A 24,758-nucleotide genomic window follows, 5' to 3' on the forward strand; every position below is an offset into this window, starting at 1 on the left:
CAGTCATGGAGAAAGCTGAATGAGTTATCGAATCCGGCATGCCACCCGTGATGATCTTGCTTTTGCGCGGGATCTGACCTGTCAAAACATGCTGCGCTATTACATTGAGCACGACCTGCTGTGGCAGGACGAGGCGTTCGACGCAGGCTGGCAGTATCGTGACAACTGGATGATCCTCCAGGATGAACTGGCGATCGGTTTTTTCAGTCTGAGCCAGGATGCGCGGGCGCTGTACATACGCGAATTACAGATTGATCATCCCTGGCAAGGGCAGGGCGCCGGTTCCTGGGCCATTGGTCAAGTTACCGAAATGGCTCGTCAGGCAAGACGACCGGCACTGCGACTGACAGTGTTTGACAATAACCGGGCGCAAGAACTGTATGCACGCAAAGGACTGCGCATCGTGGGCAGGGATGAGTGTTTCCTCAGGATGCAGCTCGATTTGAGTACAGCTGTGCTCTGAAACCCACAGCCGGCAAGCCCTGAATGATGAATTGAAACTTTTTAAATGCGGCTTTCCGCTAGGTCTGTCTGGCACTTTTTGCTAAGGTGTCCGGCATCCCAATAAGACCATATCGCGAGGTGTCTGCTTGATTAGGGTGCTAGTGGTCGACGACCATGATCTCGTTCGCACAGGCATTACACGGATGCTGGCCGATATCGATGGCCTGCAGGTGGTGGGTCAGGCCGAGTCAGGTGAAGAGTCCCTGATCAAGGCCCGTGAATTGAAGCCTGACGTAGTGCTCATGGACGTCAAGATGCCCGGCATTGGCGGCCTCGAAGCCACGCGGAAGCTGCTGCGCAGCCACCCGGACATCAAGGTGGTTGCCGTTACGGTGTGCGAGGAAGACCCTTTCCCGACGCGTTTGCTGCAGGCCGGGGCGGCTGGTTACCTGACCAAGGGCGCGGGTCTGCCGGAAATGGTTCAGGCCATTCGTCTGGTCTTCGCCGGGCAGCGTTACATCAGTCCGCAGATCGCTCAGCAGTTGGCAATCAAATCATTCCAGCCCACCAATGATTCGCCGTTCGATGCGTTGTCCGAGCGGGAAATCCAGATTGCGTTGATGATTGTCGGTTGCCAGAAGGTCCAGATCATTTCCGACAAGTTGTGCCTGTCGCCGAAAACCGTGAATACCTACCGCTATCGCATTTTCGAGAAGCTTTCGATCAGCAGCGACGTCGAGTTGACACTGCTCGCGGTGCGTCACGGCATGGTGGATGCCAGCGCCTGACCATGACCGAGAAATTTGATTCCAGTGCTTTCCTGTCGACCGTCAGCGGTCGGCCCGGCGTCTATCGCATGTTCGACAGCGAAGCGCGCCTGCTCTATGTCGGCAAAGCGAAAAACCTGAAGAAACGTCTGGCGAGCTACTTTCGCAAGACCGGGCTGGCGCCGAAGACGGCCGCACTGGTCGGCCGTATCGCTCAGGTCGAGACGACCATCACCGCCAACGAAACCGAAGCGCTGCTGCTGGAACAGACGCTGATCAAGGAGTGGCGCCCGCCGTACAACATCCTGCTGCGCGACGACAAATCCTATCCGTACGTGTTTCTCTCCGACGGGCAGTTTCCGCGCCTGAGCATCCATCGCGGGGCAAAAAAGGCCAAGGGCAAGTATTTCGGCCCATATCCGAGTGCCGGTGCCATACGCGAAAGCCTGAGTATCCTGCAAAAAACCTTTTTCGTTCGCCAGTGCGAAGACAGCTATTACAGGAACCGCACCCGTCCGTGCCTGCAATACCAGATCAAACGCTGCAAGGCGCCGTGCGTGGGGTTGGTCGAGCCTGACGTCTACGCCGAAGACGTGCGCCACTCGGTGATGTTCCTCGAAGGTCGCAGCCATGCGCTGACCAACGAGCTGTCCACCGCGATGGAAGAGGCAGCGATCAATCTCGAGTTCGAGCGCGCGGCCGAATTGCGTGACCAGATCGGATTGCTGCGCCGGGTACAGGACCAGCAGAGCATGGAAGGCGGAACCGGCGATATCGACGTGATTGCCGCATTCGTCAACCCCGGCGGCGCCTGTGTTCACCTGATCAGCGTGCGCGGCGGGCGAGTGCTGGGCAGCAAGAATTTTTTCCCGCAGGTCGGCATCGAGGAAAACGTTTCCGAAGTCATGGCGGCGTTTCTCGGCCAGTACTACATCAGCAGCCCCGAGCGCGATTTGCCGAGCGAACTGATCGTGAATGTGGTTCACGAAGATTTTCCAGCGCTGATCGAAGGGATTCATACCTTGCGCGGCCGCGAATTGGCCATCAGTCACCGGGTGCGCGGTACCCGTGCGCGCTGGCAGCAACTGGCCGTGACCAACGCTGAGCAAGCGTTGGGCGCGCGTCTGGCCAACCGTCAGCACACCGCCGCGCGATTCGACGCGCTGGCCGAAGTGCTGAATCTGGATGAGCCGCCGCAACGTTTGGAATGCTACGACATCAGTCATTCCAGCGGCGAAGCGACGGTTGCCTCCTGCGTGGTGTTCGGGCCGGAAGGCGCGATCAAGTCGGATTACCGCCGCTACAACATCGAAGGCGTCACTGCCGGCGACGATTATGCGGCCATGCACCAGGCGCTGACCCGCAGGTTCAGCAAACTCAAGGACGGAGAGGGCAAGTTGCCGGACATCCTGCTGGTTGACGGTGGCAAGGGCCAATTGTCGATGGCCCGCGATGTGCTCAACGAACTGGCCGTGCCGGATCTGATCCTGTTGGGCGTCGCCAAAGGCGCCACGCGCAAGGCCGGTTTCGAAACGTTGTATCTGAATGATGCAGCGCACGAGTTCACCTTGCGCGGCGATTCGCCCGCGTTGCACCTGATTCAGCAGATCCGCGATGAGGCACACCGCTTTGCAATTACGGGGCATCGCGCCCGTCGCGGCAAGACCCGCCGAACCTCGACGCTTGAGGGTGTCGCAGGGGTAGGGCCGACGCGCCGCCGTGACCTATTGAAACATTTTGGTGGATTGCAGGAGCTGTCTCGTGCAAGCATCGAAGAGATCGCCAAAGCCCCGGGGATCAGTAAAAAGCTCGCTGAGTCGATTTATGCGAACCTGCATAGTGAGTAGAATGCCCCTTCACCTCGTAGCCAGTTGTGCCGATGAATATCCCTAATCTGATTACCGTTCTACGCGTCCTGCTCATCCCGATCTTCATATTGCTGTTCTATCTGCCTTACCAATGGAGTTACATGGCCTCCGCTTCGGTTTTTGCCTTTGCGGCTGCAACCGACTGGCTCGATGGTTATCTGGCGCGCCGACTGGAGCAAAGCACACCGTTCGGGGCCTTCCTCGATCCGGTCGCCGACAAGCTGATGGTCGCTGTTGCCCTGGTCTTGCTGGTGCAGGAGCACGGCAATCTCTGGCTTACGCTGCCCGCAGCAGTCATCATCGGTCGCGAGATCGTGATTTCGGCGCTGCGCGAATGGATGGCCGAACTCGGCGCCCGAGCGCAGGTAGCGGTTTCCAATCTCGGCAAATGGAAAACCGCTGCGCAGATGCTCGCGCTGGTGATTCTGCTGGCTCATCCAAAGGCATTGAGCTTCTGGGTCGTGCTCGGTTATACGCTGCTGATTGTATCGGCAGGGCTGACCCTGTGGTCGATGGTTCAATACCTTCGCGCCGCCTGGCCGCACCTGAAGACTGATGTAGAAAAGAAATAAAAGTTTTTTGAATCAAGGGGTTGACGGGGCTTCTTAATTCTATAGAATGCGCCACACCAAGCGGGAATAGCTCAGTTGGTAGAGCACGACCTTGCCAAGGTCGGGGTCGCGAGTTCGAGTCTCGTTTCCCGCTCCAATTTGTACAGTGTTTGTTGTTGCGCTACTGACAGCAAATACTTTGAGGCCGAGTAGCAAAATGGTTATGCAGTGGATTGCAAATCCACCTACGCCGGTTCGATTCCGACCTCGGCCTCCACTATCAAAAACCCCGTAGATCAATGATCTACGGGGTTTTTTGTTGCTTGTGGGAAAAGTGTGGTGTTCCGCATCGTTTGTGTAGGGTCACTCAGTCAGACACGCCCCGGTCTTGATATGGCTGGCACCTTCCACCGTCAGATTCGAGAAAAAGATGCAGCCAATAAGGCGTGCGAATAACGTCAGTGTGTCCGCAAGATCCGGGTTATCAAACAGAACGGCCCTTGAATCCAGAGCACATAGGGCACCCCAGAGTCTTCCGTCCGGCAGGAAAACAGGCGCGCCTGCGTAGCTTTCAATTGAATACTGCTTCACCACAGGACGTGACGACAGTCGTCCATCCTTGCTGATTTGTGGAAGGAAGAGGGCTTGAGGATTTCGTCGAAACTCACTGCAGAGCGTAGTTTCCAGATCCAGCGTATCGCCTACGTTTATTCCCAGTTCAATCGGATCGTATGCCGAACAGACGATCCATTCCGTTTCCGTGAATTTTGCGATTCCGGCAAAGCGTGTACCGGTCAGGCGGGTGACAAGCTGCAGGATATTGGTGGTCGCTTCGATCTCGGCGATCGCCGAGCGCTCCTCTTGGCTTAAAGACGCTTTTAGAACGGTGTCACTCATTTGCATGGAATCAAATCTCCTGATTGCTTGTACATCCCTGAGCTCTGCTCTGGTGACGTTCTGTGAGGCGTGATCGTGGTTGAAGGGGGGCGTGCTGATACCCTTTGATTATTGATTTCGGCGCCAACCTTTAGCGTAGACATCCCGTCCAGACTTGGGTTGCCTGCTCATAATCTCAATCGATGAAACATCTGTCACCCGTGCAGCCAAGGTGATGGTGAGCATCTGAATCTTTTGAGTTTATCGCCACAATTTCCAGTCTGGTTGCTGCGATTTGCCAGTTACCTCGGCCTCTACTTCAAGCAAACTCCGTAGCTCCCTGATTTCTGAGGCTTTTTGATTTTCTGCGGTCAGCGATATTTAGTTCTCAAATCGCGCACTCCAAACTTGCTTCACCGGGACGTGATGTATATATTCCCCGCTCGGCTTTTCAAGCGGTCATCCTGTCAGGATCCAACCGCAAGGCTGAGCAGAGCAATACCGCGCTACCGCCCGAATGGCGAAACTGGTAGACGCATGGGACTTAAAATCCCCCGCTCGTAAGGGCGTGCCGGTTCGATTCCGGCTTCGGGCACCATAAATATCAAGGGCTTGCATGACATATCTCATGCAAGCCCTTCGTTCTTTTTTCCGCAATCAAAAAATCTTTTCCGCAATTCGTGACCGTCAGTCACTTCGTAGGGGTAACCTTCATCCCCTTCCGCATGCGGATGTACTGTTCTGTCATCCCGACGGTTGTATGTCCGAGCTGGTCCCGAGCTTCTCGGATGCTGCCTGTTGACTCCTCCTTATCCGTCGCCGCTTTTGCTCTTAGGTCGCGCATCTGAAATTCTGCTTTTGGAATCCCGGCTGCTTCCCTGGCGTCATCGAACCGTTTTCTGAGCATGCTGGTTGTCATCGGCTGCCCAGAGTCGATTACTACGAGACGTGTTGATCTGATTTTGTGTCCAGCCTTTCGTGCCATGATTCGATCGATTACGACTTTGAGCTCACCAATGATCTCGATCCTTCGTTTAGCCCCAGTCTTGCCTTGCTGAACAGAGAGCTTCCCGTCTTTTATGTCTCGCTCATCCATCTTCAATGTGTCTGCGACCCTCTGACCTGTTAGATAGAACAGGTCCAAAGCGTCTCTCAATGGCTGATCGGCATGCTGGTAGGCCCTGGCAAGTACGTCGTCTTCGACATATATGTCGCGACCGGTTTCTTTATTGCCTTTCACTCCTGAGCAAGGATTTGCCAAGGATGTATAGCCATTCTCGCGAGCAAAGTTCCAGATGGAGCTGAGTAACGCTTTCTCCCGATTCGCACGAATAGGTGCTGCCTTACCGCGATGACGAAGGTACTGGCTAACATGTTTCGGTTCGATTGCTTCTAGAGGAGCGGGCGGGTCGTTGAAGAACAGGAGAAGGTTTTTCAGTTCGCGCGCGTTGTCCTTTTGGGTGGCGTGGGCTTTTGTGGGAACCACCTCATTCATATAAAGCTCGGCTACGTAAGCAAAGGTAAGTACGGTTTGTGTCAAAGCTTGAGAGACGCGGCTTTTTTCGAGCTTTGCGTACTCTAGTATGGCTAGGCCGTAATCTGTACCTAGCGGGATTTCCTTGCGTGGTTTCCCGCCAGTGTCGTAAAGGTAATAGGTGGTGTTGCCGCGTTTTCTCTCGCGCAGCCGGGGAATGCTCCCCGGCTTTGTTGGTCTTCGTCCCATTTATCCCACCAGGCGCGGCTGCCACGTTGGAATTTCTGGCGCAGTGGTAGTTGCTCCTGTCAGCGCCGAGGCAATCACGCAAGGCCAGCCATTGCGCTTGATGGTGTGACGAATGCCATTGCGCTTCAGTACCGTAATCTGACCGGCTTTAGTTTTAGCTCCGGTAAGCTCGCAGACCTGCTCATGGCTAAGAAATTGAATGTTCATGCTGCCTCCTTGCTAGGAAATACAGAGCGCTTCGAATGCGCTTGCTGCCACGACTGGAACCTGTCCGTTGCCAATGGCCTTAAGTCGGTCCACCCGATGGGCCACCCCATCAGCCACTCGGCCCATTCCGGGTTCAGATGACCACCATCCAATGCCATCACGGCGTGATCCAGACGATCGTTCGAGCGGTCGGCCCCGGATCGGCGAGTTAGTGCGGCAGGGGAGGATCCCTTTGCCATGCTCGCCACCGGTGTTGGCCATCGTCTGACGCGTGTCTTCTGCGATGAGCCAGATCCGGTCACGCTGATGATGGGCACCGAGGTCAGCCGCTCCGATAACACCCCATCGCGCGTCATACCCCATTTCGGCAAGGTCACCGAGCACCACGGCAAGTCCTCTTCCCACAAGCAATGGTGAGTTCTCCAGTTCGACGTAGCGCGGTCGTACCTCATCGGTAATTCGTGCCATCTGCCGCCACAGTCCTGAGCGTTCTCCGGCGATACCGAGGCCGTTGCCTGCGACCGAGATGTCCTGACAAGGAAATCCTCCCGAAACCACGTCAACAAGGCCTCGCCAGGGGCGTCCGTCAAAACTGCACACGTCAGACCAAATCGGGAAAGGCGGGAGCAGTCCATCGGTTTGTCGTTGCGCCAGAATCTGTGCGGCGTAGGCATCACGCTCAACTGCGCAGACGGTGCGCCAGCCGAGGAGATGGCCGCCGAGTATTCCGCCACCAGCGCCTGCGAAAAGAGCCAGCTCATTCACGCAGCCTCCACAGTGACTTTCTCGGCGCTGGCGAGTGGTTTTCCGGCCAGGCTGTCTTCGATTTCTGGCTGCGGTTGCGCAGTCATTGCAAACACCTGTTCGCGCAGGGACCAAGCATCAAGCTCGAGTTTCTTGCCAGTACGAAAGGCGCTGAAGGTTTCAGCGGCGATCCGCAGCAGCTCGCCGATGGCGATCAGCGTCTGGTGCTCGGCCGGGCCGAACAGCGGACCTGCTTCAAGTCGTTTGCAGGTGTGTGCCAGACGCGTGTGAGCGGCCCGGATGAACTGCAGGGAGGCTTGAAGCTCACGGATGGTTTTGGCACTCGCGGCGCGCTGGATGTCTTCACCCTCGCGCAGACCTGTCTCCAGACCATCACTGCGGCCCATGATGTAACCGCCCCAAAGCAACAGGGCGGCCAGAACTATCAGGATGACGAGTGCACCGATTTGTATTGGGGTCATCATGTCGTGTGCTCCTGGAGTTGTCGTTGGCCGGTGGTAACGGCCGTCAGTGGTGTGGGGGCAACACGGCATTGGCCGTCCTGCTGCCGCTGCATGTCTTCATCAGCCTTGTAGGCGCGGATGTCGATCAGCGAGGCGACGTGGCGGATGTGCGCGTACTTCAAGGCCTTGCGGCTGGTGTCCAGCGTGGTGATCGGAAGCTTGATCCGGCCGCTGTTGATCTCCGTCACGAACGACTGTTCGTTGAGATTGCGAAAGTACTGCTCGCGGACTTTTTCCAGCGGGATCAGGACGTCACCGAAGATTCGATAGAGCAGTTCAACGGTGGCCGATTCGGGCGCCGGATGCAGTCGAAGCGGATTCTGTGCAGCGTTACTCATGGCCTTGTCGAGCCTCCTTGCGTTGTTGTCGTGCCGGGTGGTTCCAGGCGTTCAGGCAGTGGCGTTTAGTCAGCTCGCGCAGATGTTCGGGCACTTCGAGGAGCGCGGCGTTGCGCTCCTCGCGTGTGCGCATAGAAACGATCTGGCGGGCGTACTCCCTAGGCCACGTCACGGCGATCTGCCGGAATGGCAGGAAGATCGATGTCCAACTGCTCGGCCAGCCAGCGGATGCCGGCTTGCATGACGCGGGTCGACTGGCTGTACTGCATTCCGCATTTTTCGTCATACCAAGGGCTGTCCTTGATCCGCAGGTACGCTTTGTCGCGCTTCGGGTCCGCCGGCAGGTTTCCCTTGAGCAAACCTTTTTCCCGCATGAGAGCGATTAGTTTGGGGCGAGTGAGGCCGAGTTGAGCCGCTGCTTGGGCGAGGGTGCGTTCCATTGCGTCCCCTCATGCCGCGTGCGCAGCAGGAGTGGCTGCTGCAGCAAGGTGGTTGATGGACTCAATGAGCCTTGCGTAGATCTCGGCATCGGGGTCGTACAAGGTGAAGCAGCGTGTATGCGGACTCTTGTTGCCGATGCTCAAGATGGCGGTGACGCCGCGGCGCGTATGAGTGCGATGCAGAGCCACATGCAGGGGAAGTTCAAAACCCATGTCGAGGCTCAGCACGCCGCCGGTGTGCACCAGTTCGAACACGCGCTGCTTGTCTTCGACATCAAAATGGCCGTATTGACGATCGGCATGCGGGAGATGCACCAGGTCGCTGGAGTTGCGCGCGTCGAACGGACCGTTGGCAATCTCTTCAATAAAGTCGGCCAGTTTGAGGTGCATTTTCTTGTCGTTTGGCAGGGTCAGCGTGTGGCGTTCGCTGCCCAGCTCCACGACAAAAGTGCTTTCCACTGCGCCGCGCTCAGCCTTGAGACGGAATGCCAGGCATTCACGCTTTGGGGCTGTGCGCAGGACGTGGTTGAAGGTCTCGGTCAGGTTGACCTGGGCGTCGAGCAACTGCAGGGTGCGGTTGTCGATCTTGTACTTGATCATGCCGCGTGCCCTCCACCGTTTGGGTCGAAACACTTGGCAGGAGGGCGACGTTTTTTGGAGGTGTTGATGCTTATAAAAGCGCAGCCACATTCTCGGGCCAGACGACGAACCTCGAAAATGCGGCAGGGGTCAGCGATGGTTGGGTGCAGATGAATCGTAGCTTTGGTATGCATAAATTTGCCTCGCTCTGTGGTTAAAGAGTGAGTGCAAATTAGCAATAGCTAATCTGTTTCGCAATAGCAAATGCTAAATTTCAAATCTCAAGGTACTTTGAAGGCTTCAAGATAGCCCCTACGTAATGGATTTTCTCGACCAGCTTTTCTTCCAGGAAGATAGGAGGGTAGCTGTCGTTAATGCTATCGAACCGGAGTTGACCATCCCGACGGTAAATGAACTCTTTCACCATTGCCCTACCATCGGTGGTCCGCACGAGGACCTCATCGCCAGTCTGATAACCATGATTCGGCTCAATGAGCACAAACTCCCCGTTTTTGATGCGTGGATGCATGCTGCTTCCCACGACTTTCAAGCCATATGCATCGGGATCGGAACTGATAATTTCCAAGTATCCATCGCCATGACCTGGAGGATATTCAAGTGCGTCGAAGTAGCCATCAGTACCCAACATAGCCTTTCCTACTACGGGTACTGGGGCAGGGCGCCGGTGCTCGCTTGCTTCCCGCTCTTCAGCTGTTCTAAGGGCGGTTTCGTTGATGGTTGCATTGAAGAACGCGGGGTGGGGCAAAACTGGAGGCTTGAGGCCAAGAGCGATCCAAGCGGCGGTGATTTGATGCTGGTCTTCGGCGGAGTAGGTTCCCGTCGTAAGCAAATCAGCAGGAATTGCGAGCTTTTTTGCAAGGTTCGTGGCAGCTCGGTCACCCAATGTCCGGTGCCCGTTCAGGATCTGAGAAATGTACGAAGCGTCCACATCGGCATGCGCTCCGGCAAAGTCCTTGAGTTGGTTTTCACCAATCAGGGCTTTAAGAATCGTGAGGCGTTTTTCGTAGATATTCATATAGGGAATCATCCGTGCTCCGTTAGCAAAATGTAAATTACGTTTTGCTATTGCGGACCGGATTAGCAGTTGCTAATCTTGTATTGAATAGGGGGTTAGCAATGACGCTTCTCGAATACATAAAGATCCTAGACGACGCACAGCTCAAGACCTTTGCCTCTCGATGTAATACCTCAGTCGGCCAATTAAAGCAGGTTGCTTATGGCAATCGCCGAGCGAACGCAGCTTTATCTATTTCGATTGATCGGCATAGCGGCAGTCGTGTGACGTGTGAGTCGTTAAGGCCAGACATTGATTGGCAATACCTGCGAATGCAGGCACCAGCTAATCACAGAGTAGAAAACGCTGCATAGAAAAAAGGCGGCCCAAGGGTCGCCCAGTTTCTCCCGACAGCATCACCACAATGCTATCGGGTCGCGATGTTAGAAGGCGAGCACACCACATGCCGCCGACTTTCATCGCGTTTCCAAGGCTCGGAAGCCTTGGTGTTGCTGCCGTTCTTACCACAGAGCTGGCAGCTGTTGCGCCAGGGGTGAACAACGGATTGTTCGCCCCAGCACGGTGCCGGTTATCCCCTGCAAGGGTTCCCGGCGTTTGGGCCATACCAAGCCACGCGGCAAATGTATCACCAACTTCTGTCGCGCGGCACTGGCAACTTTTAGGATTAATGCCATGAGCCGAATTGCTCTCAGTTCTCTGGAACGGGCGCAGCGGGAAATCCTGCCGCTCGATTTAGCGCTGTACCACGCCGCTCGCGATTACCCGGGTGGCGCTGCTGCCATCGCAGCCACGACCGGTCGTAACCCGACCACGCTGCAACATAAACTGTCGCCGACCCACCCGAGCCACTCCATCAATATTCAGGAATTCGGCGAGATCCTCGAACTGACCAAGGATCGCCGCATTCTGGATGCGGTGCATGCGCTGGTCGGCGACACGATCTGGCAGGAGCTGGCCGACACCTATACCAACGACATGCCCGAGACCTTGACCACCGGCATCGCCGAATACTTCCGCCAGGTCGCCGATCTGGCCGAGACCTGGGCCAAGAGCATCGGCGACGGTGTGGTGACTGATCAGGAACTCGCGGCTATTCGCCTGCAGGTGTTCCGGGGCATTCAAGGGCTGCTCGGGTTGTTCAACCGCGCCACCTACGTCAACCAGACGACACGAGGTGCTGACCGTGGCTGACATCGCCGATTTCGCCAACGACTTGGTGCAGGAACGCATCGATCAGGCCATGGCGGCGCGCAGCGCTGCCAAAGCCGAAAGCGCTGCCCATTCCTTGCTGTTCTGTGAAGCGTGTGACGATCCGATACCGGAGGCGCGTCGCCTGGCCCAACCGGGTTGCTCGCAGTGCATCAGCTGCCAATCTCTCTCCGAGCGGGGGATTCAGCATGCTCGATGAGGTATTGGGCCAATTCGCCGATTACGGTCTGGAGCCAGCGCAACCGCTGGTGTTCGGCAAGCTGACCCGCTGCAAGACATCGCAGGACAAGGGCAAGGAAAAGAACGGCTGGTACGTGGTCCACGAGCAGCGCACGGAGAAGGGCGACACGCTGATCTTCGGCGCTTTCGGTGACTGGCGTTCGGGCGAGACGCAGAAGATCAAGGTCAAGGCCGGTCGCATGTCGCCGGAAGAGCGTGAAGTGATGCGCGCCCGCCAAGAAGAAGCCAAGCGTCGCGCCGCCGAAATCGCGAATAACGCTGCGCGGCGGGCCGCAAAAAGGGCGCAGGGTTTGTTCGAGCGTATGCCGACCACCGGACGCAGCGATTACCTGGACCGCAAACAGATCGTTGGCATCAACGTACGTTACGCGTCGCGTACCGGTGCTGTGCTGGTCCCGATGAAGAACGCTCGCGATCAAATCATGGGCCTGCAGGTGATCTTCCCCAACAAGCAGGAAGACACCGGCCGCGACAAATCCTACTGGCCTTGCGGCATGGCGAAGGAGGGCACGTTCCACCTGCTCGGTCCGCATCCGGTACCAGGCGAACCGGTGCTGGTTTGTGAGGGTTACGCCACCGGCGCCAGCCTGCACATGGCGACGTCTCTCGCGGTGGCCGTGGCCTTCGATGCGGGCAACCTGCTGGCTGTGTGCAAGGTCATGCGCGAGCGCTTTGCCGGCTGCCCGCTGATCATCTGCCGCGATGATGACTGGAAGACCACCAAGCCCAACGGCGATGCCTGGAACCCAGGTGAAGAGAAGGCCAGCAATGCTGCTCTGATCGTCGGCGCCCAAGTCGTTGCGCCGATCTTCTCCGTCGAGCGCCACGACAAGTGGACCGACTTCAACGACCTGCACGTCGCCGAAGGTTTGGAGGCCGTGCGTCGTCAGGTGCTGGCCGTGGTCCGTCCACCGGCGGCTGGTGGCTGGAAAGATCAACTCGCCCGCAGTGAAAGCGGCGCCTTGATCGCGCACATGCAGAACGTCGAACTGATCCTGGCTCATGACGAACGCTGGGCCGGGGTGATCAGCTACTGCGCCTTCAGCTCGAAGATCGTCAAGTTACGCGCCGCCCCTTATGGCGGTGGTACTGGCGAGTGGGCCGACATCGACGACGTGCGCGTGATGAAGTGGCTCGCGCAGCAGTACAACCTGCGCGTGAAGTCCTCGCACGTGATCGAGGCCGTAAGTGTCGTGGCGCACGACCACGCCTTTCACCCGGTGCGCGAGTACCTGAAAAAGCTGGAATGGGATCGTGTGCCGCGCCTGGAGCGTTGGCTGACGGATGTCATGGGCGTGAAGACAACGGACTACACGTCCAAGGTCGGCAAGCGCTGGATGATCTCGGCCGTCGCGCGGGTGATGAAGCCCGGCTGCAAGGCGGACTCGGTGATGATCCTCGAAGGCGTACAAGGCGCCGGTAAGTCGACCGCCATGAGCGTGCTCGGCGGTGAGTGGTTCATGGATACGCCGTTTGCTCTCGGTGACAAGGACGGCTTTCAGGCGATCCGCGGCAAGTGGATAGTCGAGCTGGGCGAACTGGACAGCTTCAACAAGGCCGAGAGCACCAAGGCCAAGCAGTTCTTCTCCGCGTCCACCGACACCTACCGCGAAAGCTATGGCCGCAGAACGCTGGACGTGCCACGCCAGTGTGTCTTCGTCGGTACCACCAACCAGGACGAGTACCTCAAAGACGCCACTGGCAACCGCCGCTATTGGCCGGTGGCCTGTACCAAGGTCGACGTGGCGTTGCTGCGCGAGATCCGCGACCAGCTCTGGGCCGAAGCGATGTTCTGTTTTGAGGCCGGGGACCTCTGGTGGGTAACGCGAGAGGAAGCACCAATGTTCAGCGAGGAACAGGACGAACGCTTCGTGGTGGACGAATGGGAAACGCCCATCCTGACCTGGCTCGAAGAGTCGCAGATCGGCGAGACCACCACCGGCAGTGAAGTGATGAGTCAGGCGCTCAAGCTCGATCCCGGTCATTGGGGCAAACCCGAGCAGATGCGTGTGGGTGCGATCCTGCATCGATTGGGGTGGCGACGTTTCCGTTTGGGCGCCTTGAGCAAGAGCGGCCAGCGGCCATGGGCGTACAAGAAACCGGAGGGTTGGGGCAGGGCGCCTGCGCTGGAACAACCTGAGTTCGAGGAGCCGTGCTTCGATGATTAAGGCAATCGATATGGCCCTAAAGCAATGGGCGCAGGAGCTGCACAGCGATGAAGTGGCTGCCGGTTACTCGGGCGGCAACATGGTCGCGATGATGATGGAAAGCGGTGGCCAGCTTGTGCGCGGAAGGCGCGGGAGCAGGGTGCCGCTGGAGGCCTCCCTGGACATCGAGCGCATCGTCAAGAAACGCCTTGATCCCGAGTTGATGACGGTGGTCCAGGTGCATTACTTCCAGCCTGATGCGCCTCTGACTGCGCGTCTGGCTGAGAGTGGCTGCACACGCAACCTCTACTACCAGCGCCTGCATGACGCTCACATCGTGGTTGAGCATTTCCTCCTGGGGGAAGCGGCTTGATCGTGGGCATTACTCTGGCTCACGCCGTCCCACTGGCCTGCCTCCGTCCCACTGCTTTTTGCGGTGGTGGGACGGGCGCAGGCCCCGTCGTTGTTGGGCTGTCCCACCGTCCCACCTTTTTCATGCCTCCCGCCCGTGTATGCGTAGCGGGCATCAATGCGCGTGTTCACGCGCACGCGTGTTTTGAAATATTCTCTCTATACACGAGAAAAGAGAGATAAAAGTAGGACGGTGGGGCAAAGCCCCAATCTGCGGGGTTTTCAGACGTCCCACCTTGTTTTAGAAAGGTGGGACGTATGGGACGCCAGAAAAGCAAAAGACAGCCGGGAAAGATATTCACCGACATTCGCCAGCCGTTCACTGGGCGTCACCCACACATTCACCGGATGGCATTAAAACGGTCTTGCTGCCACCAGAATCGACCTGTAAAAAGGGGCCATCTTCGATGGGTGCGACCGCAAAACGCGGCAGGGCCATCCACCACCTGACCCGGCCATTGCGTCGGGTCTTTTTGTTTAAGGGGCAGGGCAATGACGAACGAGCAACAGGCGCTGGCAGAGATGCCGATCTGGTTGGTGATTGTCCTGTCACTGGTTGGCGGCGTGTCTGGCGAGATGTGGCGCGCTGACAAGGATGGGACACGAGGTTGGGCGTTACTGCGCCGCCTTGCACTTCGATCCGGTGCCTGCATCGTCTGCGGCGTGTCAGCGATGATGTTGCTGTTCGGTGCAGGCCTGTCGATCTGGACGGCGGGCGCCCTGGGTTGCCTGACCGCAATGGCCGGCGCGGATGTCGCCATCGGCTTGTACGAACGCTGGGTCGCCAAGCGGCTGGACCTGAGTGAGGCCGAGCCGAAGGCATGAACCGGGCAGGCCGGGTGGGAAGCCGATTTTTACGGGTCCTCCCCAAGGGCCGCCCCCTACACGGGTTATCGAACTCGCGGAATCTCTCTAGCTGAAACCTTCACAGGGATGTCCGTCTTTCCAAAGGGATGGGGGCAGGGCATGGCACTCGAATGCCGAGTCGACCGACCGGATCGGGCAGAAAACCGCCGGGGACCCTGGGGGCTTTCAAAGGACACGGGGTCGGAAACCCGCGGGATCGTGTTAGTGGGAGACCCGCCAGCTTACTGAAATTTCAATCCACTGAAATCTTGAAAGGATTCATTGAAAAGCCGCTGAAAAGGAGGGCTTATGAGCACAGCTACGTACCTGTCGAAGAGCGCCTTTGCTGCGCACATCGGACGGTCGCCGAGTTACATCACCTGGCTGAAGGAAAACGGTCGACTGGTCCTGTCTCCCAATGGCAAGCAGGTCGACGTTCTGGCCACCGAAGCATTGATCCGCGATACCGCTGACCCGAGCAAGGCTTCCGTCGCTGCTCGCCACCAACAGGAGCGGCTTCAACGTGATGTGTACAGCCACGTCGCTGCAAAATCCGAGTCGACTAACATGGCTGCGCCCCCGCCCGTTGATCTCGCGCAAGGGCAGTCCCCGGACTTTCAGAAAGCGCGTGCACATCGCGAGCACTACTTGGCGCGGATGGCTGAGATGGAGTTTCGCAAGGCGCAGGGGGAGCTGGTGGAAATCAGCTTTGTGCAGAAAGCCGCTTTTGAAACGGCGCGATCGCTTAATCATTCGCTAATGAGCCTGTCGCCGCAATTGGCGCCAAAACTCGCCGCGCTGTCGGATCCGTGGGAGGTGGAGAGGCAGCTAACGGCTGCGCTGCGCCAACGACTTAACGAAGCGGCACAAGTGTCAAGCGATGACTTTGGATTTGCGTTGAGCGAGTGCTAAGGATATCCGCTGATAGGCATTTTTCTGCTCGCATCGGAATTGATTGGCGCCTGCTTCCAGTCAGTATTAGCCGTCGGCGTAAAGTGTTATCACGCGCCTACCAATGCAGCAGGCGAGTGTAATTTTGAATCTACCACCGCATGCGTAGTCACCCATTTTAAGATCTGGATATGCAGGTGCTTGTCAGAAGGTTATCGCTCTACTGCGACGCACTTGATCTCCACGAGAAGGCCAGGTCGAGCTAATTCACTGACACCAATGCAGGTCCATGCACAAGTGCTTCTCGGAAAGACTTTATCCTTTACGCGTCTGAAAATTGGCATGTGACGGTGCATGTTGACGTGGTAAGTTGTCATTTCTACGACATCTTCAAATTTACAGCCACCTGCCTCCAAGACGATCCGGAGATTGTCCCATGCAGCTAAAAACTGCTGCTCAGGTTCTTCAATGACGGATAATTCCGGCGTCCTGCCTACCTGACCCGCGCAGTAGAGAGTTTTTCCTACCTTTACTGCTGGTGCATAACCCGCGCGCTCGTAGATCAATCTCATGCCATCTGGAACAATGATCTGACGGTCAGTCATGATTGCGGAGCCCCAAGTTAGAACGGTTACGAAAGCTAACTCAGGGGCCAGAGCCGCGTCCACTCAGTTCACTTCTCATCTATTAATCAACCCCACAGGTGCTTTTAGCCGCTGCTGAGTCTTTTTGAACTCATTACCTAATGTGGCTACCTCGATCGATGCAAAAGGCGCGAGCCGGTAGCGTTACTGATCAGAAGCATTTCGATGGTTGGTTCGCTGCTAGGCTGGCTCGTCAGTTCGTGTCGTCATCACCTTGAAATATATCTGCGTAAAGTCGCGCGACTGTAGGGGTAAGGTTATGACCGGCAGGAATGAGAAAGTCGGCGTGTGGTGCGAGCCGTTTTACGTAGATGACTTCGTAAACCCTGCGCACGATTCCAGGTGCTGTTTCTTCCCGGTCCAAGCCAGGCATTATCCCTACCGCTTTGTAACCGGCTTGCTCCAGTGCTTGTTGCATATACGGCGTGCGGGTTGTTGCCATGCCATAGATCAGCCCCGCGCCCATGAACGTGCCGATTTTTTCTCCCAGGTCCTGGGCCGCAACGGCCAGTCTGGCTTGTCTGTGCGGTTTGGCTACCGCGCCGACCCGCCCGAAAATAACGTCAGCACCGTCAATTTTTTCCCACGTGGCGATAGCGACAATCTCATCGTTCTGGCGGACGACGGTAGCGAATATGCCTCGATCCGGATCGTCTTCGAGCACCACGTTGTCTGCGTAGAACTGCTGGTCCAGAAACGGGCTTGCCAACCCCACCGAAATGGAGGGAAACCATGTCCGGAAAAAATCTGTCGCGACATTGATCTCCTCACGTTTCAGGTAATCCCAACTGTAGCCATAGGGTAAATCGGTGAAGCTGCGAATTTGCTCGATCGTTGGCCATTTCATGCGGTTCTGCTCGTTTGTCTGATTGCTTCGATAAGTGGCGCCGGGGTCAGGCCCGAGGGTCAGGGTTATTGGCGGGTGCCGGGGCATGCCTGGCGGCGATCTGCCTGTGGCGCTCGACCACTTCGCCAATGACCAACTGCATCAGCCTCTGCACGATGGCCGTATCCAGCTCGGCCTCCTGAGCAAGTGCTGCCAGACGCTGGTATTGCTGCTGCTCTCTGGCCTCGTCTACCGCAGGCAACTGATATCGGGCCTTGAGCAATCCGACCTCATCGGTACAGCGAAACCGTTCCGCGAGCAGGTGGATGAGGGCGGCGTCGATATTGTCGATGGTTTTCCTGAATGTTGAGAGTTGACGCGCGATGTCGGAGTTTTCCATGAATGACCTCGTGACAGGTGTTCGAAAGAGCTTCTCAATGATTCGTCTGCTGAGCAAAAACCGACCAGTCCTTGTCGCCATCTCCCCTGGCTACCGCCGACGTCATTTTCAATCGCACGGCATCCGCCGCTGGCAACTCCAGCCCCTTGAGACGACCCGCATCGATCGCCAGATTCATATCCTTGAGGCCAAGCGACAGTTTGAATCCCGGTTCAAAATTGCTGCTGACGATGTTCTGCCCATAACGTTGATAACTGGGGCAGGCGAACAGGGTCTGGGTCATGAGCTTGATGAAAATCGAAGGGCTCAGTCCGTGGCGTTGAACGAGTCCGCTGGCTTCGCCCAGCGACTGGATGGCTTGGGTGATCATCATGTTGCCGGCGATTTTCGCGATACAGGCCTGTTCAGGTTGGTCGCCCAGATACCAGGTTTTTTTCCCGAGCAGGTCGAACAGCGGTTGGACGGTCGAGACAGCGGCCTGCGATCCGGCCGCCAGGATATTCAACTCGCCCTTGGCCGCCACGGCGGGCACGCCGAAGACCGGCGCCGCGATCAATGGCATGCCGACGGCTTCATGTTCGCGCTGCAACTCCAACATCAGCGAAGGCGACAAGGTCGACATCACGACATGCACGCAAGCTTTGTCTGCAGTTTCCAGAACAGCGCTGGAGAGCAGCACTTGCCTGACGGCGGCATCATCGGCCAGAAGAGTGATGACTACCTCTTGCTGGAACGCCGAGGCCGGCGTTTCGATAACGCTGATGCCTTCGAGATCCTTGATCGCCGCCTGACTGCGGTTCCATGCCGAGACGTGATGGCCAGCGCGGACGAGCAGTGGAATGATGGCTCTGCCCATGCATCCCACTCCGATAAAACCAATCTTCATTTGCAGTCTCCGGTTGGTATTCGACGACGGTGAATGCAGACAAGTATGTCGGGCACGGGATTGCTACGGCAGTGCCATTGCTGCACTCTCACTGTTCATTTTTGTACGGGGGCGGAGCATGGACTGGAGTGATGTGCGGGTCTTTCTCGCGATTGCCCGCAGCGGGTCATTAGGGGCTGCCGCCAAGCTGTTGGGGGTCAGCCATCCGACCGTGGGGCGGCGCTTGCAGGTGCTGGAACAGTTCAGTGGCCAACCCGTTTTCCTGCGTACCAACCAAGGTCTCGTGTTGACCGACAGCGGCGAGAAGCTCCTCAGCCTCGCGCAGGAAATGGAGCAAAGTGCGTTGGCCATCGAAAGGCGCCTCGCGGGGGACAGCGCACAGCCCGAAGGTGTGCTGCGCATTTCCTGCGCTGACTGGTTCGCCTGTTATGTGCTGGCCCCGGTGCTGAGTGAACTGGGCCGGCGTTATCCATTGATCGTGCCCGAGGTCATTGCCGGGCATCGATTGTTTGATCTGGCTCGCCGCGACGCCGACATCGCGTTTCGAATCGTTCCGTTCACCGAACCCGATATCGTGCACCGCAAGCTGATCTCCCTGACTTACGGGTTATACGCAGCCGTTGGATCTGCTGACCCTGAGCCACAGGGCGCCGGGCTGGGTCTGATCACCATGAGTGTTGCCCAGTCTCATTATCCCGATGTGCAGTGGCTGCAGCAGCGTTACCCTCTGGCGCGTACCGTGTTTACCAGTAGCAGCCGCACAGTCCAGGCGCAAATGTGTGCGCAGGGGCAGGGCGTCGCGGTATTGCCCCGCGCTTTGGGCGACCAGTTGACGGCGCTGCGTCTGATCGATTCAGATGAACCGCCACCAGGCCGCGACATTTGGATGGGCTACCACCAGGACATGCGCCAGATGGACAGTCTACGCGCGCTTGCCGACCTGGCCTCCGTCATGATTGGCACTCAGGCAGGCGGTTGATTCACTCTGCCGGCTGCATGGCCGCCGTTTGCAGCTCTGCAGCAGATTGGCGCGCCAGACTCAGACTCAGTCCTGCGCCTACCACCAGACACGCAGCGATGCACAGTATGGCGACGGTGAAGGCGTGGGTGATGGCCGCCGCGTCCGTGTCCTTGCCCAGAAGCGTGTAAAAAATGCCACCGATGATCGCTACGCTCAGTGCCGTGCTGATTTGCAGTGTGGAACTGGTGATGCCCGCAATCATGCCGGAATACGCCGGTGCCACGCGTCCAGTGATCATGCGCATCAATGTCGGAAGGGCCAGTCCTTGTCCGAAACCGATCAGAAAGAGAATCACGGCAAGGGACAGCGCAGAGGGCGTGACGGCGGTTGGCGTGTGCGCCACGAGCCAGGCCAATAGCACGAACCCCAGCACTTCGAGTGCCATTCCGAAGGGATTCACATAAGACCCCAGCAAACGCCGGAATAGATGGGTGGCGAGCGGCCCCAGCAAGAAACCAGCGCCGAATGGCAGAAAGACCAGACCTGCACTGAGCGGGCTCGTATGCAGCGCTCCCTGTAAATAGATGGAAAACAGCAGGAAGAACACGCCGATCGCGTAAAAAGTCAGCGCCACCAGCAATGCCCGGCCCAGCCCGGGCGCACGCAGTGCAGCAGGGTTCAGCAACGGCGCGCCTTGCGCTTGATACAAGCGGGCTTCGTAGCGCCAGAACAGCCAGGCCAGCAGTGGCACCGCCGCCAGCGACAGCCAGGCCCACCACGGCCAGCCCGCTTCACGTCCCTCGATCAGTGGAACGATCAGCGCCGCAAGCGTCACCATCGACAACAGCGTTCCACCCAGATCCAGCTTGCTGGTCTGGGGTGCGCGGGTTTCCTTGACCACGGGGATGGCGATCAGAATGACCAGCAACGCAATCGGTAGATTCACCAGAAATATCGACCGCCAGCCCAGGTTCATCAGGTTGAGCGAGATCAGAATCCCGCCAAGTGCCTGGCCGACTACCGACGCCAAACCAAACACCGCACCGTACAGGCTCAACGCCAAGGGTTTTTCCGACTCAGGGAATATCGCCTGCACTGAAGCGAGTGCCTGCGGCGCCATGACAGCGGCCGTCACGCCTTGCAGCGAGCGTCCGGCGATCAACACCCAGGGTGACTCGGCGACACCGCAGATCAGTGAGGCGACGGCAAAGCCAATCAGGCCAACGAAGAACATTCTCATGCGGCCAAAGATGTCGCCAAGCCTTCCGCCGGTGATCAGTGTCACGGCATACAGCGCCGCGTAAGAAGAGATGATCAACTGTTCGGCAGAGGAGGCCGTGCCCAGCGATTGCTGAATCGAAGGCAGCGCTACGTTCACGATGAAGAAATCCAGCGGCGGCAAGAATGCACCGACCAACAGGATGGCGAACATCAGCCAGCGCCGCTGTTCCGGAAGGGCTACTATTTTCTCAGGCATAAGGTCTCCTTTCTGAAACCCTTCGGCTCCAGAATATTTTCGATTGCGAGTCATGCTTTGAATAAGCTGACTTCAATCTAAACGATCAAACCCTGGCTGACGCCTCACATAAATGAACGGCCAATGTTCATTTATGGCAGTGCCGCTGCGCCCCTGCCTCCTCGCAAAATGGCCGCACTGTGGTTCCAGTCGAGCCACACAACCGAAATCGAGGAGTCAGTTATGTCAGGTAAATTCGCTGATCAGGTCGCAGTCGTCACCGGCGCGTCCACCGGGATCGGATTTGCGATTGCACAGGGTTTGATTGCCGAGGGCGCCAGGCGCGTTTACATCACCGGGCGTTCTGCAGCCACGCTGGAGGCTGCGGTGGCCAAGCTTGGCGACAGGGCGGTCGCGGTCATTTCCGATGTCGCGCGCCAGGTTGATCTGGACGAGCTCAAGGCGACGATTGAGGCGCACGGCGATCAACTGGACTCAGTGTTTGCCAATGCGGGTATTTGTGAAAAGAACCCGCTGGGCGAGACCACCGAGGCCGCCTATTTCAACATGTTCGACATCAACGTAAAGGGAGTCTTTTTTACTGTACAGACGTTGATGCCATTGTTGAAAAATGGCGCTTCGATCGTGCTGACGGCCTCTATCTGTTCCAGCAATGGCATGGAAGGACTGAGCCTCTACAACGCCTCCAAAGCCGCGGTACGTTCCTTTGCCAGGACGTGGGCCAACGAACTCAAAGGTCGCAAGATCAGAGCGAATGTCCTGAGCCCTGGCTTCACCCGCACACCGCTGATGGATAACGGCTTGAAGATGAGCGAAACCGACGTCGCCGCGCTGCGTCAGCACGTCGAGCAGATCACGCCATTGGGGTACATGGCCGAGCCTGAGGAAATCGCCTCGTCGGCGCTGTTTCTTGCGTCTGCCGATGCGAAATATGTCAACGGTGTGGAGTTGATGGTCGACGGCGGCCTGTCGCAGATCTGACCACGTGCTCAACCTAGCGCAGCCCTCGCGCAGGGCTGCCTTCCTCGCTTATGCGCAGCCCCTGCAGGAAACCTCATCATGAACAATGAACAACTGACAGCCCGACTGGACGCCCTGGAAAGTCGCGCCGCCATCGAGTCGCTGATCAGCGCCTACGCCAATGCTTTCGACCGCATCGACGCCTCGCTTCTTAGCTCAATCTGGCACGAAGAGTCGACACTGGATCTACCGGGTTTTGGCCAGGCTGGAAACCGTGACGAAATCCTGGCGATGGCGCAAAACAGCTGGCGCCAGATGCCCCATATGCACCACTGGATGGCCAACCCGCTGATTGAAATCGAGGGTGACAGCGCAGTGGGCACGGTAGCTGCGGATTGCCTGTTTCATGACATTGAAAAAGGCCCGGTGCAAGTCAGCGGTCTTTACCACGACAGGTTTGAACGTCGGGACGGAAAGTGGGCGTTCCTGTCACGTCGTTTTGAAATGCATTTCCTGACGCCGTTAAAAGATTGGGTACCCGCAGCGGGCGAAGAACAGTTTGCACCGTTCGAGCAGCTCAAGGGAACGACAGCGAAAAACGAATAGTCCCGGCCCTTGGCTGTTCGACACCCACGTGGCCGTCATGCAGTTGCATGATGGCCACGACAATGGCGAGGCCAAGCCCGTAGGAGTCGGAATTCTGGTGCCGAGACGCATCGCCACGGTAAAAGCGGTCGAAGAGTTTGCCCAGGGTTTCGTCGCCCAGCACCGGCCCTTGGTTCTCCACCTCAATCCGGGCACCTCCGTGGGTTTCCAATACCCGTATCAGAATCTCGGTGCCCTCGTAAGCGTAGCGAACAGCGTTCGCCACCAGGTTGCTCAACGCTCTGCGCAGCAGCAAGGGGTCAGCGAGCACGATACCATCGCCCGTTATTTGGAAGCTCATTCGCCGCTCTTCAGCCAAACCCTCAAAATACTCAGCGATGCGCTGTGATTCGTCATGCAGCGACAGTTGCTGGCGCTCCACTACGGCTTGCGCTTCATCGGCGCGCGCCAGAAATAGAATGCTTTCGACGATGCGCGAGATCCGTTCGAGTTCTTCAAGGTTCGAAGCGATCAGCGCCTGATATTCGTCCTCGCTACGGCGTTGGCGAAGGGCAACCTGACAATGTCCCATCAACGACCCGACCGGCGTGCGGATTTCATGGGCAAGGTCGGCGGAAAATTGCGTCAGTCGCTGATAACCCTGAGCAAGACGATCAAGCATCGCGTTATAGGCGTCACTCAGCTGTTGCAATTCAACCGGCGTATCGGCGCTGTCCATACGGCTGTGCAGACGCTCAGGCGTTATGGCTGCGGCATGGGCGGCCATTTTGCGCAGCGGACGCAGCCCGCGACGCAATAACAGATAACCCAGCAACGCGGTTGCCAGAAAGGCAAGGGCCACGGCCAGGTAGATGCGCTCGCGATACGCCGCAAGCATCGCCATTTCCTTGCCCATAAGGTGGGCGGCCGTCAATCGGACTACACGGCCACCCGACGTCGTGACTACGGAGGCGGCGCGCAGCCTTGTTCCCGAGTCGGTCACGCCGCTGCGCAGATCACTGACGCTCAGCTTTGTGTCCTGGCCGATCACCGGCAGTTCAGGCAACGTGACGTTGAGTGGATTGACCTGGATGACCGGTGGCTGCCCCGGCTCTTCAATGATGAAGATGTCGTCTTCGCTGTCGAGCATGTTCTTGAAAATCTGCGGGCTGTCGCGCAGCTTTTCGATGGCGAGTTCGTAATGCAGGAGCTTGCGAAAATGCTCCAGACGGCCCATCACCGCGTGATCGCTGTAGACCAATACCGAGGCCTTCATCGTCTGATACAGATAGAAGCCCGCGCCGGCCACGGCCAGCATCGCGACCATGGCAAACGCCACGGTCGATCGCAGCGTCAGCGAGGGTTGGCGTCGGGACCGCATGGCCTCACCTCGCAGACATAGCCGATACCGCGAATGGTATGGATCAGCTTGATCGGGTAGGGCTGGTCGACCTTGTTGCGCAGGCGCTTGACAGCGACGTCCACCACGTTGGTATCGCTGTCGAAATTCATGTCCCAGACTTCCGAAGCGATTTGTGTCCTGGACAACACATCGCCGGCTCGACGGAGAAACAGATGGAGCAGGGCGAACTCCTTGTTGGTCAGCACGATCACCTGTTGTTGGCGGGTCACGCGGCGCCGGACCAGATCCAGTTCGAGATCGGCAAGGTGGAAATGGTCGGCTTCGCGCACGACACCGCGGCGCAGAATAGTGCGGATGCGCAACAGCAGTTCGGTAAACGAAAAAGGTTTGATCAGGTAATCATCGGCGCCCAGTTCCAGACCGCGAATGCGGTCTTGCAACTGGTCGCGCGCGGTAAGGAACAGCACGGGTACGTCTTGTCTGGCGCGCAACAGCTCGATGATCTGAAACCCGTCAATCCCGGGCAACATCACGTCCAGCACGATCAGGTCATAGGTCGTATGCAAGGCCATGTGCAGGCCGTCAGCGCCATGCTGGGTCCAGTCGACGTTGTAACCGGACTCACCGAGCCCCTTTTTCAGGTACTCACCTGTTTTGGTGTCATCTTCGATCAGCAGGATATGCATCGTCAGGCGCGCTCGGGTTTCTTCATGACGGGGTTAAGTCCGCGACATCGGTATCTCGGCTGTGCAGTGTAACGGGATGAGCGGGCGCAGTCGGTTACATTTCTGTCATACATGGTCAGGGTTGGCGAA

General features: G+C 57.7%; 30 protein-coding genes and 3 tRNA genes. 17 read left to right on the forward strand and 16 right to left on the reverse strand.

Annotated elements, in window-relative coordinates; translation table 11 throughout:
- Positions 1-19 precede the first annotated feature (19 nt).
- The 6 genes from AC0Z5Z_RS17385 (at position 20) to AC0Z5Z_RS17410 (ending at position 3,907) form a co-directional block, all read left to right on the forward strand.
- On the forward strand, positions 20-463 hold the full coding sequence (locus AC0Z5Z_RS17385) for a GNAT family N-acetyltransferase (RefSeq protein WP_256809904.1): 444 nt from the start codon (positions 20-22) through the stop codon (positions 461-463).
- Between the two features lie 127 nt (positions 464-590).
- On the forward strand, positions 591-1,232 hold the full coding sequence (gene gacA / locus AC0Z5Z_RS17390; RefSeq protein ID WP_024012761.1) for a response regulator transcription factor GacA: 642 nt from the start codon (positions 591-593) through the stop codon (positions 1,230-1,232).
- Between the two features lie 2 nt (positions 1,233-1,234).
- Positions 1,235-3,058 (forward strand): excinuclease ABC subunit UvrC, encoded by a 1,824-nt coding sequence (gene uvrC / locus AC0Z5Z_RS17395; RefSeq protein WP_150635509.1) that lies wholly within the window; start codon positions 1,235-1,237, stop codon positions 3,056-3,058.
- A 32-nt stretch (positions 3,059-3,090) separates the two neighbouring features.
- Positions 3,091-3,651 (forward strand): CDP-diacylglycerol--glycerol-3-phosphate 3-phosphatidyltransferase, encoded by a 561-nt coding sequence (gene pgsA, locus AC0Z5Z_RS17400; RefSeq protein ID WP_041478738.1) that lies wholly within the window; start codon positions 3,091-3,093, stop codon positions 3,649-3,651.
- A gap of 60 nt (positions 3,652-3,711) precedes the next feature.
- Positions 3,712-3,787: transfer RNA gene (locus AC0Z5Z_RS17405), tRNA-Gly, on the forward strand.
- Between the two features lie 46 nt (positions 3,788-3,833).
- Positions 3,834-3,907: transfer RNA gene (locus AC0Z5Z_RS17410), tRNA-Cys, on the forward strand.
- 86 nt (positions 3,908-3,993) lie between these two features.
- Here AC0Z5Z_RS17410 and AC0Z5Z_RS17415 read toward each other — a convergent pair.
- A complete protein-coding gene (locus AC0Z5Z_RS17415) occupies positions 3,994-4,527 on the reverse strand; it encodes a GAF domain-containing protein (protein WP_164488345.1) in 534 nt (177 codons plus the stop codon).
- Positions 4,528-5,017: 490 nt separating this feature from the next.
- Between AC0Z5Z_RS17415 and AC0Z5Z_RS17420 the strand changes: the two genes are divergently transcribed.
- A tRNA-Leu gene (locus tag AC0Z5Z_RS17420) sits at positions 5,018-5,104 on the forward strand.
- Positions 5,105-5,197: 93 nt separating this feature from the next.
- On the opposite strand, the gene AC0Z5Z_RS17425 is transcribed toward AC0Z5Z_RS17420, so the two are convergent.
- From AC0Z5Z_RS17425 to AC0Z5Z_RS17460, 8 genes are all read right to left on the reverse strand, one after another.
- A complete protein-coding gene (locus AC0Z5Z_RS17425) occupies positions 5,198-6,229 on the reverse strand; it encodes a site-specific integrase (protein ID WP_485611405.1) in 1,032 nt (343 codons plus the stop codon).
- Positions 6,230-6,436 (reverse strand): DUF4224 domain-containing protein, encoded by a 207-nt coding sequence (locus AC0Z5Z_RS17430; RefSeq protein WP_485611406.1) that lies wholly within the window; start codon positions 6,434-6,436, stop codon positions 6,230-6,232.
- A 12-nt stretch (positions 6,437-6,448) separates the two neighbouring features.
- On the reverse strand, positions 6,449-7,201 hold the full coding sequence (locus AC0Z5Z_RS17435) for a DNA cytosine methyltransferase (protein ID WP_485611407.1): 753 nt from the start codon (positions 7,199-7,201) through the stop codon (positions 6,449-6,451).
- The gene (locus tag AC0Z5Z_RS17440) at positions 7,198-7,665 is read right to left on the reverse strand and encodes a hypothetical protein (RefSeq protein ID WP_485611408.1); all 468 of its coding nucleotides are present in this window, start codon (positions 7,663-7,665) and stop codon (positions 7,198-7,200) included. The genes AC0Z5Z_RS17435 and AC0Z5Z_RS17440 overlap by 4 nt, the downstream gene beginning before the upstream one ends.
- Positions 7,662-8,042: a pyocin activator PrtN family protein gene (locus tag AC0Z5Z_RS17445; protein ID WP_485611409.1), complete on the reverse strand. Its 381-nt coding sequence runs from the start codon at positions 8,040-8,042 to the stop codon at positions 7,662-7,664. Before AC0Z5Z_RS17445 ends, AC0Z5Z_RS17440 begins: the two co-directional genes overlap by 4 nt.
- Positions 8,043-8,200: 158 nt before the next feature.
- Complete coding sequence (locus AC0Z5Z_RS17450; RefSeq protein WP_083368984.1) at positions 8,201-8,482, reverse strand: phage antirepressor KilAC domain-containing protein; 282 nt, start codon at positions 8,480-8,482, stop codon at positions 8,201-8,203.
- Between the two features lie 9 nt (positions 8,483-8,491).
- Positions 8,492-9,082 (reverse strand): hypothetical protein, encoded by a 591-nt coding sequence (locus tag AC0Z5Z_RS17455; RefSeq protein ID WP_485611410.1) that lies wholly within the window; start codon positions 9,080-9,082, stop codon positions 8,492-8,494.
- Positions 9,083-9,335: 253 nt separating this feature from the next.
- Positions 9,336-10,097, reverse strand: a complete 762-nt coding sequence (locus AC0Z5Z_RS17460; protein ID WP_103367201.1) for a S24 family peptidase — start codon at positions 10,095-10,097, stop codon at positions 9,336-9,338.
- 101 nt (positions 10,098-10,198) lie between these two features.
- Between AC0Z5Z_RS17460 and AC0Z5Z_RS17465 the strand changes: the two genes are divergently transcribed.
- From AC0Z5Z_RS17465 to AC0Z5Z_RS17495, 7 genes are all read left to right on the forward strand, one after another.
- Positions 10,199-10,450, forward strand: coding sequence for a transcriptional regulator (locus AC0Z5Z_RS17465; protein WP_122707914.1), 252 nt, complete (start codon positions 10,199-10,201; stop codon positions 10,448-10,450).
- A gap of 319 nt (positions 10,451-10,769) precedes the next feature.
- Positions 10,770-11,288, forward strand: a complete 519-nt coding sequence (locus AC0Z5Z_RS17470) for a phage regulatory CII family protein (RefSeq protein ID WP_009049401.1) — start codon at positions 10,770-10,772, stop codon at positions 11,286-11,288.
- The gene (locus AC0Z5Z_RS17475) at positions 11,281-11,505 is read left to right on the forward strand and encodes a TraR/DksA family transcriptional regulator (protein WP_008080171.1); all 225 of its coding nucleotides are present in this window, start codon (positions 11,281-11,283) and stop codon (positions 11,503-11,505) included. Before AC0Z5Z_RS17470 ends, AC0Z5Z_RS17475 begins: the two co-directional genes overlap by 8 nt.
- Positions 11,495-13,714 carry a VapE domain-containing protein gene (locus AC0Z5Z_RS17480; protein WP_485611411.1) on the forward strand — a complete coding sequence of 740 codons (2,220 nt, stop codon included), beginning with the start codon at positions 11,495-11,497 and terminating at the stop codon, positions 13,712-13,714. Before AC0Z5Z_RS17475 ends, AC0Z5Z_RS17480 begins: the two co-directional genes overlap by 11 nt.
- Positions 13,707-14,066 (forward strand): PA0613 family protein, encoded by a 360-nt coding sequence (locus AC0Z5Z_RS17485; protein WP_047301475.1) that lies wholly within the window; start codon positions 13,707-13,709, stop codon positions 14,064-14,066. Before AC0Z5Z_RS17480 ends, AC0Z5Z_RS17485 begins: the two co-directional genes overlap by 8 nt.
- 530 nt (positions 14,067-14,596) lie before the next feature.
- Positions 14,597-14,929 (forward strand): phage holin family protein, encoded by a 333-nt coding sequence (locus tag AC0Z5Z_RS17490; RefSeq protein ID WP_485611412.1) that lies wholly within the window; start codon positions 14,597-14,599, stop codon positions 14,927-14,929.
- 330 nt (positions 14,930-15,259) lie between these two features.
- Entirely contained in the window at positions 15,260-15,862 is a 603-nt protein-coding gene (locus AC0Z5Z_RS17495; protein ID WP_150368116.1) for a terminase small subunit, read from the forward strand.
- A gap of 191 nt (positions 15,863-16,053) precedes the next feature.
- On the opposite strand, the gene AC0Z5Z_RS17500 is transcribed toward AC0Z5Z_RS17495, so the two are convergent.
- The 4 genes from AC0Z5Z_RS17500 to AC0Z5Z_RS17515 all read right to left on the reverse strand — a co-directional run bounded on the left by AC0Z5Z_RS17500 (position 16,054) and on the right by AC0Z5Z_RS17515 (position 18,597).
- Positions 16,054-16,446, reverse strand: a complete 393-nt coding sequence (locus tag AC0Z5Z_RS17500) for a RidA family protein (protein WP_122704611.1) — start codon at positions 16,444-16,446, stop codon at positions 16,054-16,056.
- Positions 16,447-16,678: 232 nt separating this feature from the next.
- Positions 16,679-17,332 carry a hypothetical protein gene (locus AC0Z5Z_RS17505; protein WP_110599395.1) on the reverse strand — a complete coding sequence of 218 codons (654 nt, stop codon included), beginning with the start codon at positions 17,330-17,332 and terminating at the stop codon, positions 16,679-16,681.
- A 46-nt stretch (positions 17,333-17,378) separates the two neighbouring features.
- Positions 17,379-17,711 carry a chorismate mutase gene (locus AC0Z5Z_RS17510; RefSeq protein ID WP_042609810.1) on the reverse strand — a complete coding sequence of 111 codons (333 nt, stop codon included), beginning with the start codon at positions 17,709-17,711 and terminating at the stop codon, positions 17,379-17,381.
- Positions 17,712-17,745: 34 nt separating this feature from the next.
- On the reverse strand, positions 17,746-18,597 hold the full coding sequence (locus AC0Z5Z_RS17515) for an NAD(P)-dependent oxidoreductase (RefSeq protein ID WP_042609811.1): 852 nt from the start codon (positions 18,595-18,597) through the stop codon (positions 17,746-17,748).
- A gap of 118 nt (positions 18,598-18,715) precedes the next feature.
- Here AC0Z5Z_RS17515 and AC0Z5Z_RS17520 point away from each other — a divergent pair, with 118 nt between their 5' ends.
- Positions 18,716-19,576, forward strand: a complete 861-nt coding sequence (locus AC0Z5Z_RS17520; RefSeq protein WP_122704478.1) for a LysR family transcriptional regulator — start codon at positions 18,716-18,718, stop codon at positions 19,574-19,576.
- A 1-nt stretch (position 19,577) separates the two neighbouring features.
- Here AC0Z5Z_RS17520 and AC0Z5Z_RS17525 read toward each other — a convergent pair whose 3' ends face one another.
- Positions 19,578-21,089, reverse strand: a complete 1,512-nt coding sequence (locus tag AC0Z5Z_RS17525) for an MFS transporter (protein WP_223631549.1) — start codon at positions 21,087-21,089, stop codon at positions 19,578-19,580.
- 168 nt (positions 21,090-21,257) lie between these two features.
- On the opposite strand from AC0Z5Z_RS17525, the gene AC0Z5Z_RS17530 reads away from it, so the two are divergent.
- Together AC0Z5Z_RS17530 and AC0Z5Z_RS17535 are read left to right on the forward strand one after the other, a co-directional pair.
- Positions 21,258-22,016 (forward strand): SDR family oxidoreductase, encoded by a 759-nt coding sequence (locus tag AC0Z5Z_RS17530; RefSeq protein WP_039760604.1) that lies wholly within the window; start codon positions 21,258-21,260, stop codon positions 22,014-22,016.
- 78 nt (positions 22,017-22,094) lie between these two features.
- Positions 22,095-22,601, forward strand: a complete 507-nt coding sequence (locus AC0Z5Z_RS17535) for a nuclear transport factor 2 family protein (RefSeq protein WP_042609814.1) — start codon at positions 22,095-22,097, stop codon at positions 22,599-22,601.
- Here the strand turns inward: AC0Z5Z_RS17535 and AC0Z5Z_RS17540 are convergent.
- Both AC0Z5Z_RS17540 and AC0Z5Z_RS17545 read right to left on the reverse strand, forming a co-directional pair.
- Entirely contained in the window at positions 22,573-23,961 is a 1,389-nt protein-coding gene (locus AC0Z5Z_RS17540) for a heavy metal sensor histidine kinase (RefSeq protein WP_039760264.1), read from the reverse strand. The genes AC0Z5Z_RS17535 and AC0Z5Z_RS17540 overlap by 29 nt on opposite strands.
- Complete coding sequence (locus tag AC0Z5Z_RS17545) at positions 23,934-24,629, reverse strand: heavy metal response regulator transcription factor (protein ID WP_039760267.1); 696 nt, start codon at positions 24,627-24,629, stop codon at positions 23,934-23,936. Before AC0Z5Z_RS17545 ends, AC0Z5Z_RS17540 begins: the two co-directional genes overlap by 28 nt.
- Positions 24,630-24,758 lie beyond the last annotated feature (129 nt).

This window comes from Pseudomonas sp. 1L-E-NC-VB-C3, assembly GCF_057291535.1.

What these genes read in the sequence shown, in the direction of transcription:
- AC0Z5Z_RS17415 (WP_164488345.1), bottom strand. Translation starts at nt 4,527, where the DNA reads ATGAGTGACACCGTTCTAAAAGCGTCTTTAAGCCAAGAGGAGCGCTCG.
- uvrC (WP_150635509.1), top strand. Translation starts at nt 1,235, where the DNA reads ATGACCGAGAAATTTGATTCCAGTGCTTTCCTGTCGACCGTCAGCGGT.
- AC0Z5Z_RS17425 (WP_485611405.1), bottom strand. Translation starts at nt 6,229, where the DNA reads ATGGGACGAAGACCAACAAAGCCGGGGAGCATTCCCCGGCTGCGCGAG.
- pgsA (WP_041478738.1), top strand. Translation starts at nt 3,091, where the DNA reads ATGAATATCCCTAATCTGATTACCGTTCTACGCGTCCTGCTCATCCCG.
- AC0Z5Z_RS17545 (WP_039760267.1), bottom strand. Translation starts at nt 24,629, where the DNA reads ATGCATATCCTGCTGATCGAAGATGACACCAAAACAGGTGAGTACCTG.
- AC0Z5Z_RS17445 (WP_485611409.1), bottom strand. Translation starts at nt 8,042, where the DNA reads ATGAGTAACGCTGCACAGAATCCGCTTCGACTGCATCCGGCGCCCGAA.
- AC0Z5Z_RS17385 (WP_256809904.1), top strand. Translation starts at nt 20, where the DNA reads ATGAGTTATCGAATCCGGCATGCCACCCGTGATGATCTTGCTTTTGCG.
- AC0Z5Z_RS17525 (WP_223631549.1), bottom strand. Translation starts at nt 21,089, where the DNA reads ATGACTCGCAATCGAAAATATTCTGGAGCCGAAGGGTTTCAGAAAGGA.
- AC0Z5Z_RS17515 (WP_042609811.1), bottom strand. Translation starts at nt 18,597, where the DNA reads ATGAAGATTGGTTTTATCGGAGTGGGATGCATGGGCAGAGCCATCATT.
- AC0Z5Z_RS17495 (WP_150368116.1), top strand. Translation starts at nt 15,260, where the DNA reads ATGAGCACAGCTACGTACCTGTCGAAGAGCGCCTTTGCTGCGCACATC.
- AC0Z5Z_RS17470 (WP_009049401.1), top strand. Translation starts at nt 10,770, where the DNA reads ATGAGCCGAATTGCTCTCAGTTCTCTGGAACGGGCGCAGCGGGAAATC.
- AC0Z5Z_RS17455 (WP_485611410.1), bottom strand. Translation starts at nt 9,082, where the DNA reads ATGATCAAGTACAAGATCGACAACCGCACCCTGCAGTTGCTCGACGCC.
- AC0Z5Z_RS17505 (WP_110599395.1), bottom strand. Translation starts at nt 17,332, where the DNA reads ATGAAATGGCCAACGATCGAGCAAATTCGCAGCTTCACCGATTTACCC.
- AC0Z5Z_RS17465 (WP_122707914.1), top strand. Translation starts at nt 10,199, where the DNA reads ATGACGCTTCTCGAATACATAAAGATCCTAGACGACGCACAGCTCAAG.
- AC0Z5Z_RS17460 (WP_103367201.1), bottom strand. Translation starts at nt 10,097, where the DNA reads ATGAATATCTACGAAAAACGCCTCACGATTCTTAAAGCCCTGATTGGT.
- AC0Z5Z_RS17540 (WP_039760264.1), bottom strand. Translation starts at nt 23,961, where the DNA reads ATGCGGTCCCGACGCCAACCCTCGCTGACGCTGCGATCGACCGTGGCG.
- AC0Z5Z_RS17430 (WP_485611406.1), bottom strand. Translation starts at nt 6,436, where the DNA reads ATGAACATTCAATTTCTTAGCCATGAGCAGGTCTGCGAGCTTACCGGA.
- AC0Z5Z_RS17450 (WP_083368984.1), bottom strand. Translation starts at nt 8,482, where the DNA reads ATGGAACGCACCCTCGCCCAAGCAGCGGCTCAACTCGGCCTCACTCGC.
- AC0Z5Z_RS17535 (WP_042609814.1), top strand. Translation starts at nt 22,095, where the DNA reads ATGAACAATGAACAACTGACAGCCCGACTGGACGCCCTGGAAAGTCGC.
- AC0Z5Z_RS17530 (WP_039760604.1), top strand. Translation starts at nt 21,258, where the DNA reads ATGTCAGGTAAATTCGCTGATCAGGTCGCAGTCGTCACCGGCGCGTCC.
- AC0Z5Z_RS17485 (WP_047301475.1), top strand. Translation starts at nt 13,707, where the DNA reads ATGATTAAGGCAATCGATATGGCCCTAAAGCAATGGGCGCAGGAGCTG.
- AC0Z5Z_RS17510 (WP_042609810.1), bottom strand. Translation starts at nt 17,711, where the DNA reads ATGGAAAACTCCGACATCGCGCGTCAACTCTCAACATTCAGGAAAACC.
- AC0Z5Z_RS17440 (WP_485611408.1), bottom strand. Translation starts at nt 7,665, where the DNA reads ATGATGACCCCAATACAAATCGGTGCACTCGTCATCCTGATAGTTCTG.
- AC0Z5Z_RS17480 (WP_485611411.1), top strand. Translation starts at nt 11,495, where the DNA reads ATGCTCGATGAGGTATTGGGCCAATTCGCCGATTACGGTCTGGAGCCA.
- AC0Z5Z_RS17520 (WP_122704478.1), top strand. Translation starts at nt 18,716, where the DNA reads ATGGACTGGAGTGATGTGCGGGTCTTTCTCGCGATTGCCCGCAGCGGG.
- AC0Z5Z_RS17500 (WP_122704611.1), bottom strand. Translation starts at nt 16,446, where the DNA reads ATGACTGACCGTCAGATCATTGTTCCAGATGGCATGAGATTGATCTAC.
- AC0Z5Z_RS17490 (WP_485611412.1), top strand. Translation starts at nt 14,597, where the DNA reads ATGACGAACGAGCAACAGGCGCTGGCAGAGATGCCGATCTGGTTGGTG.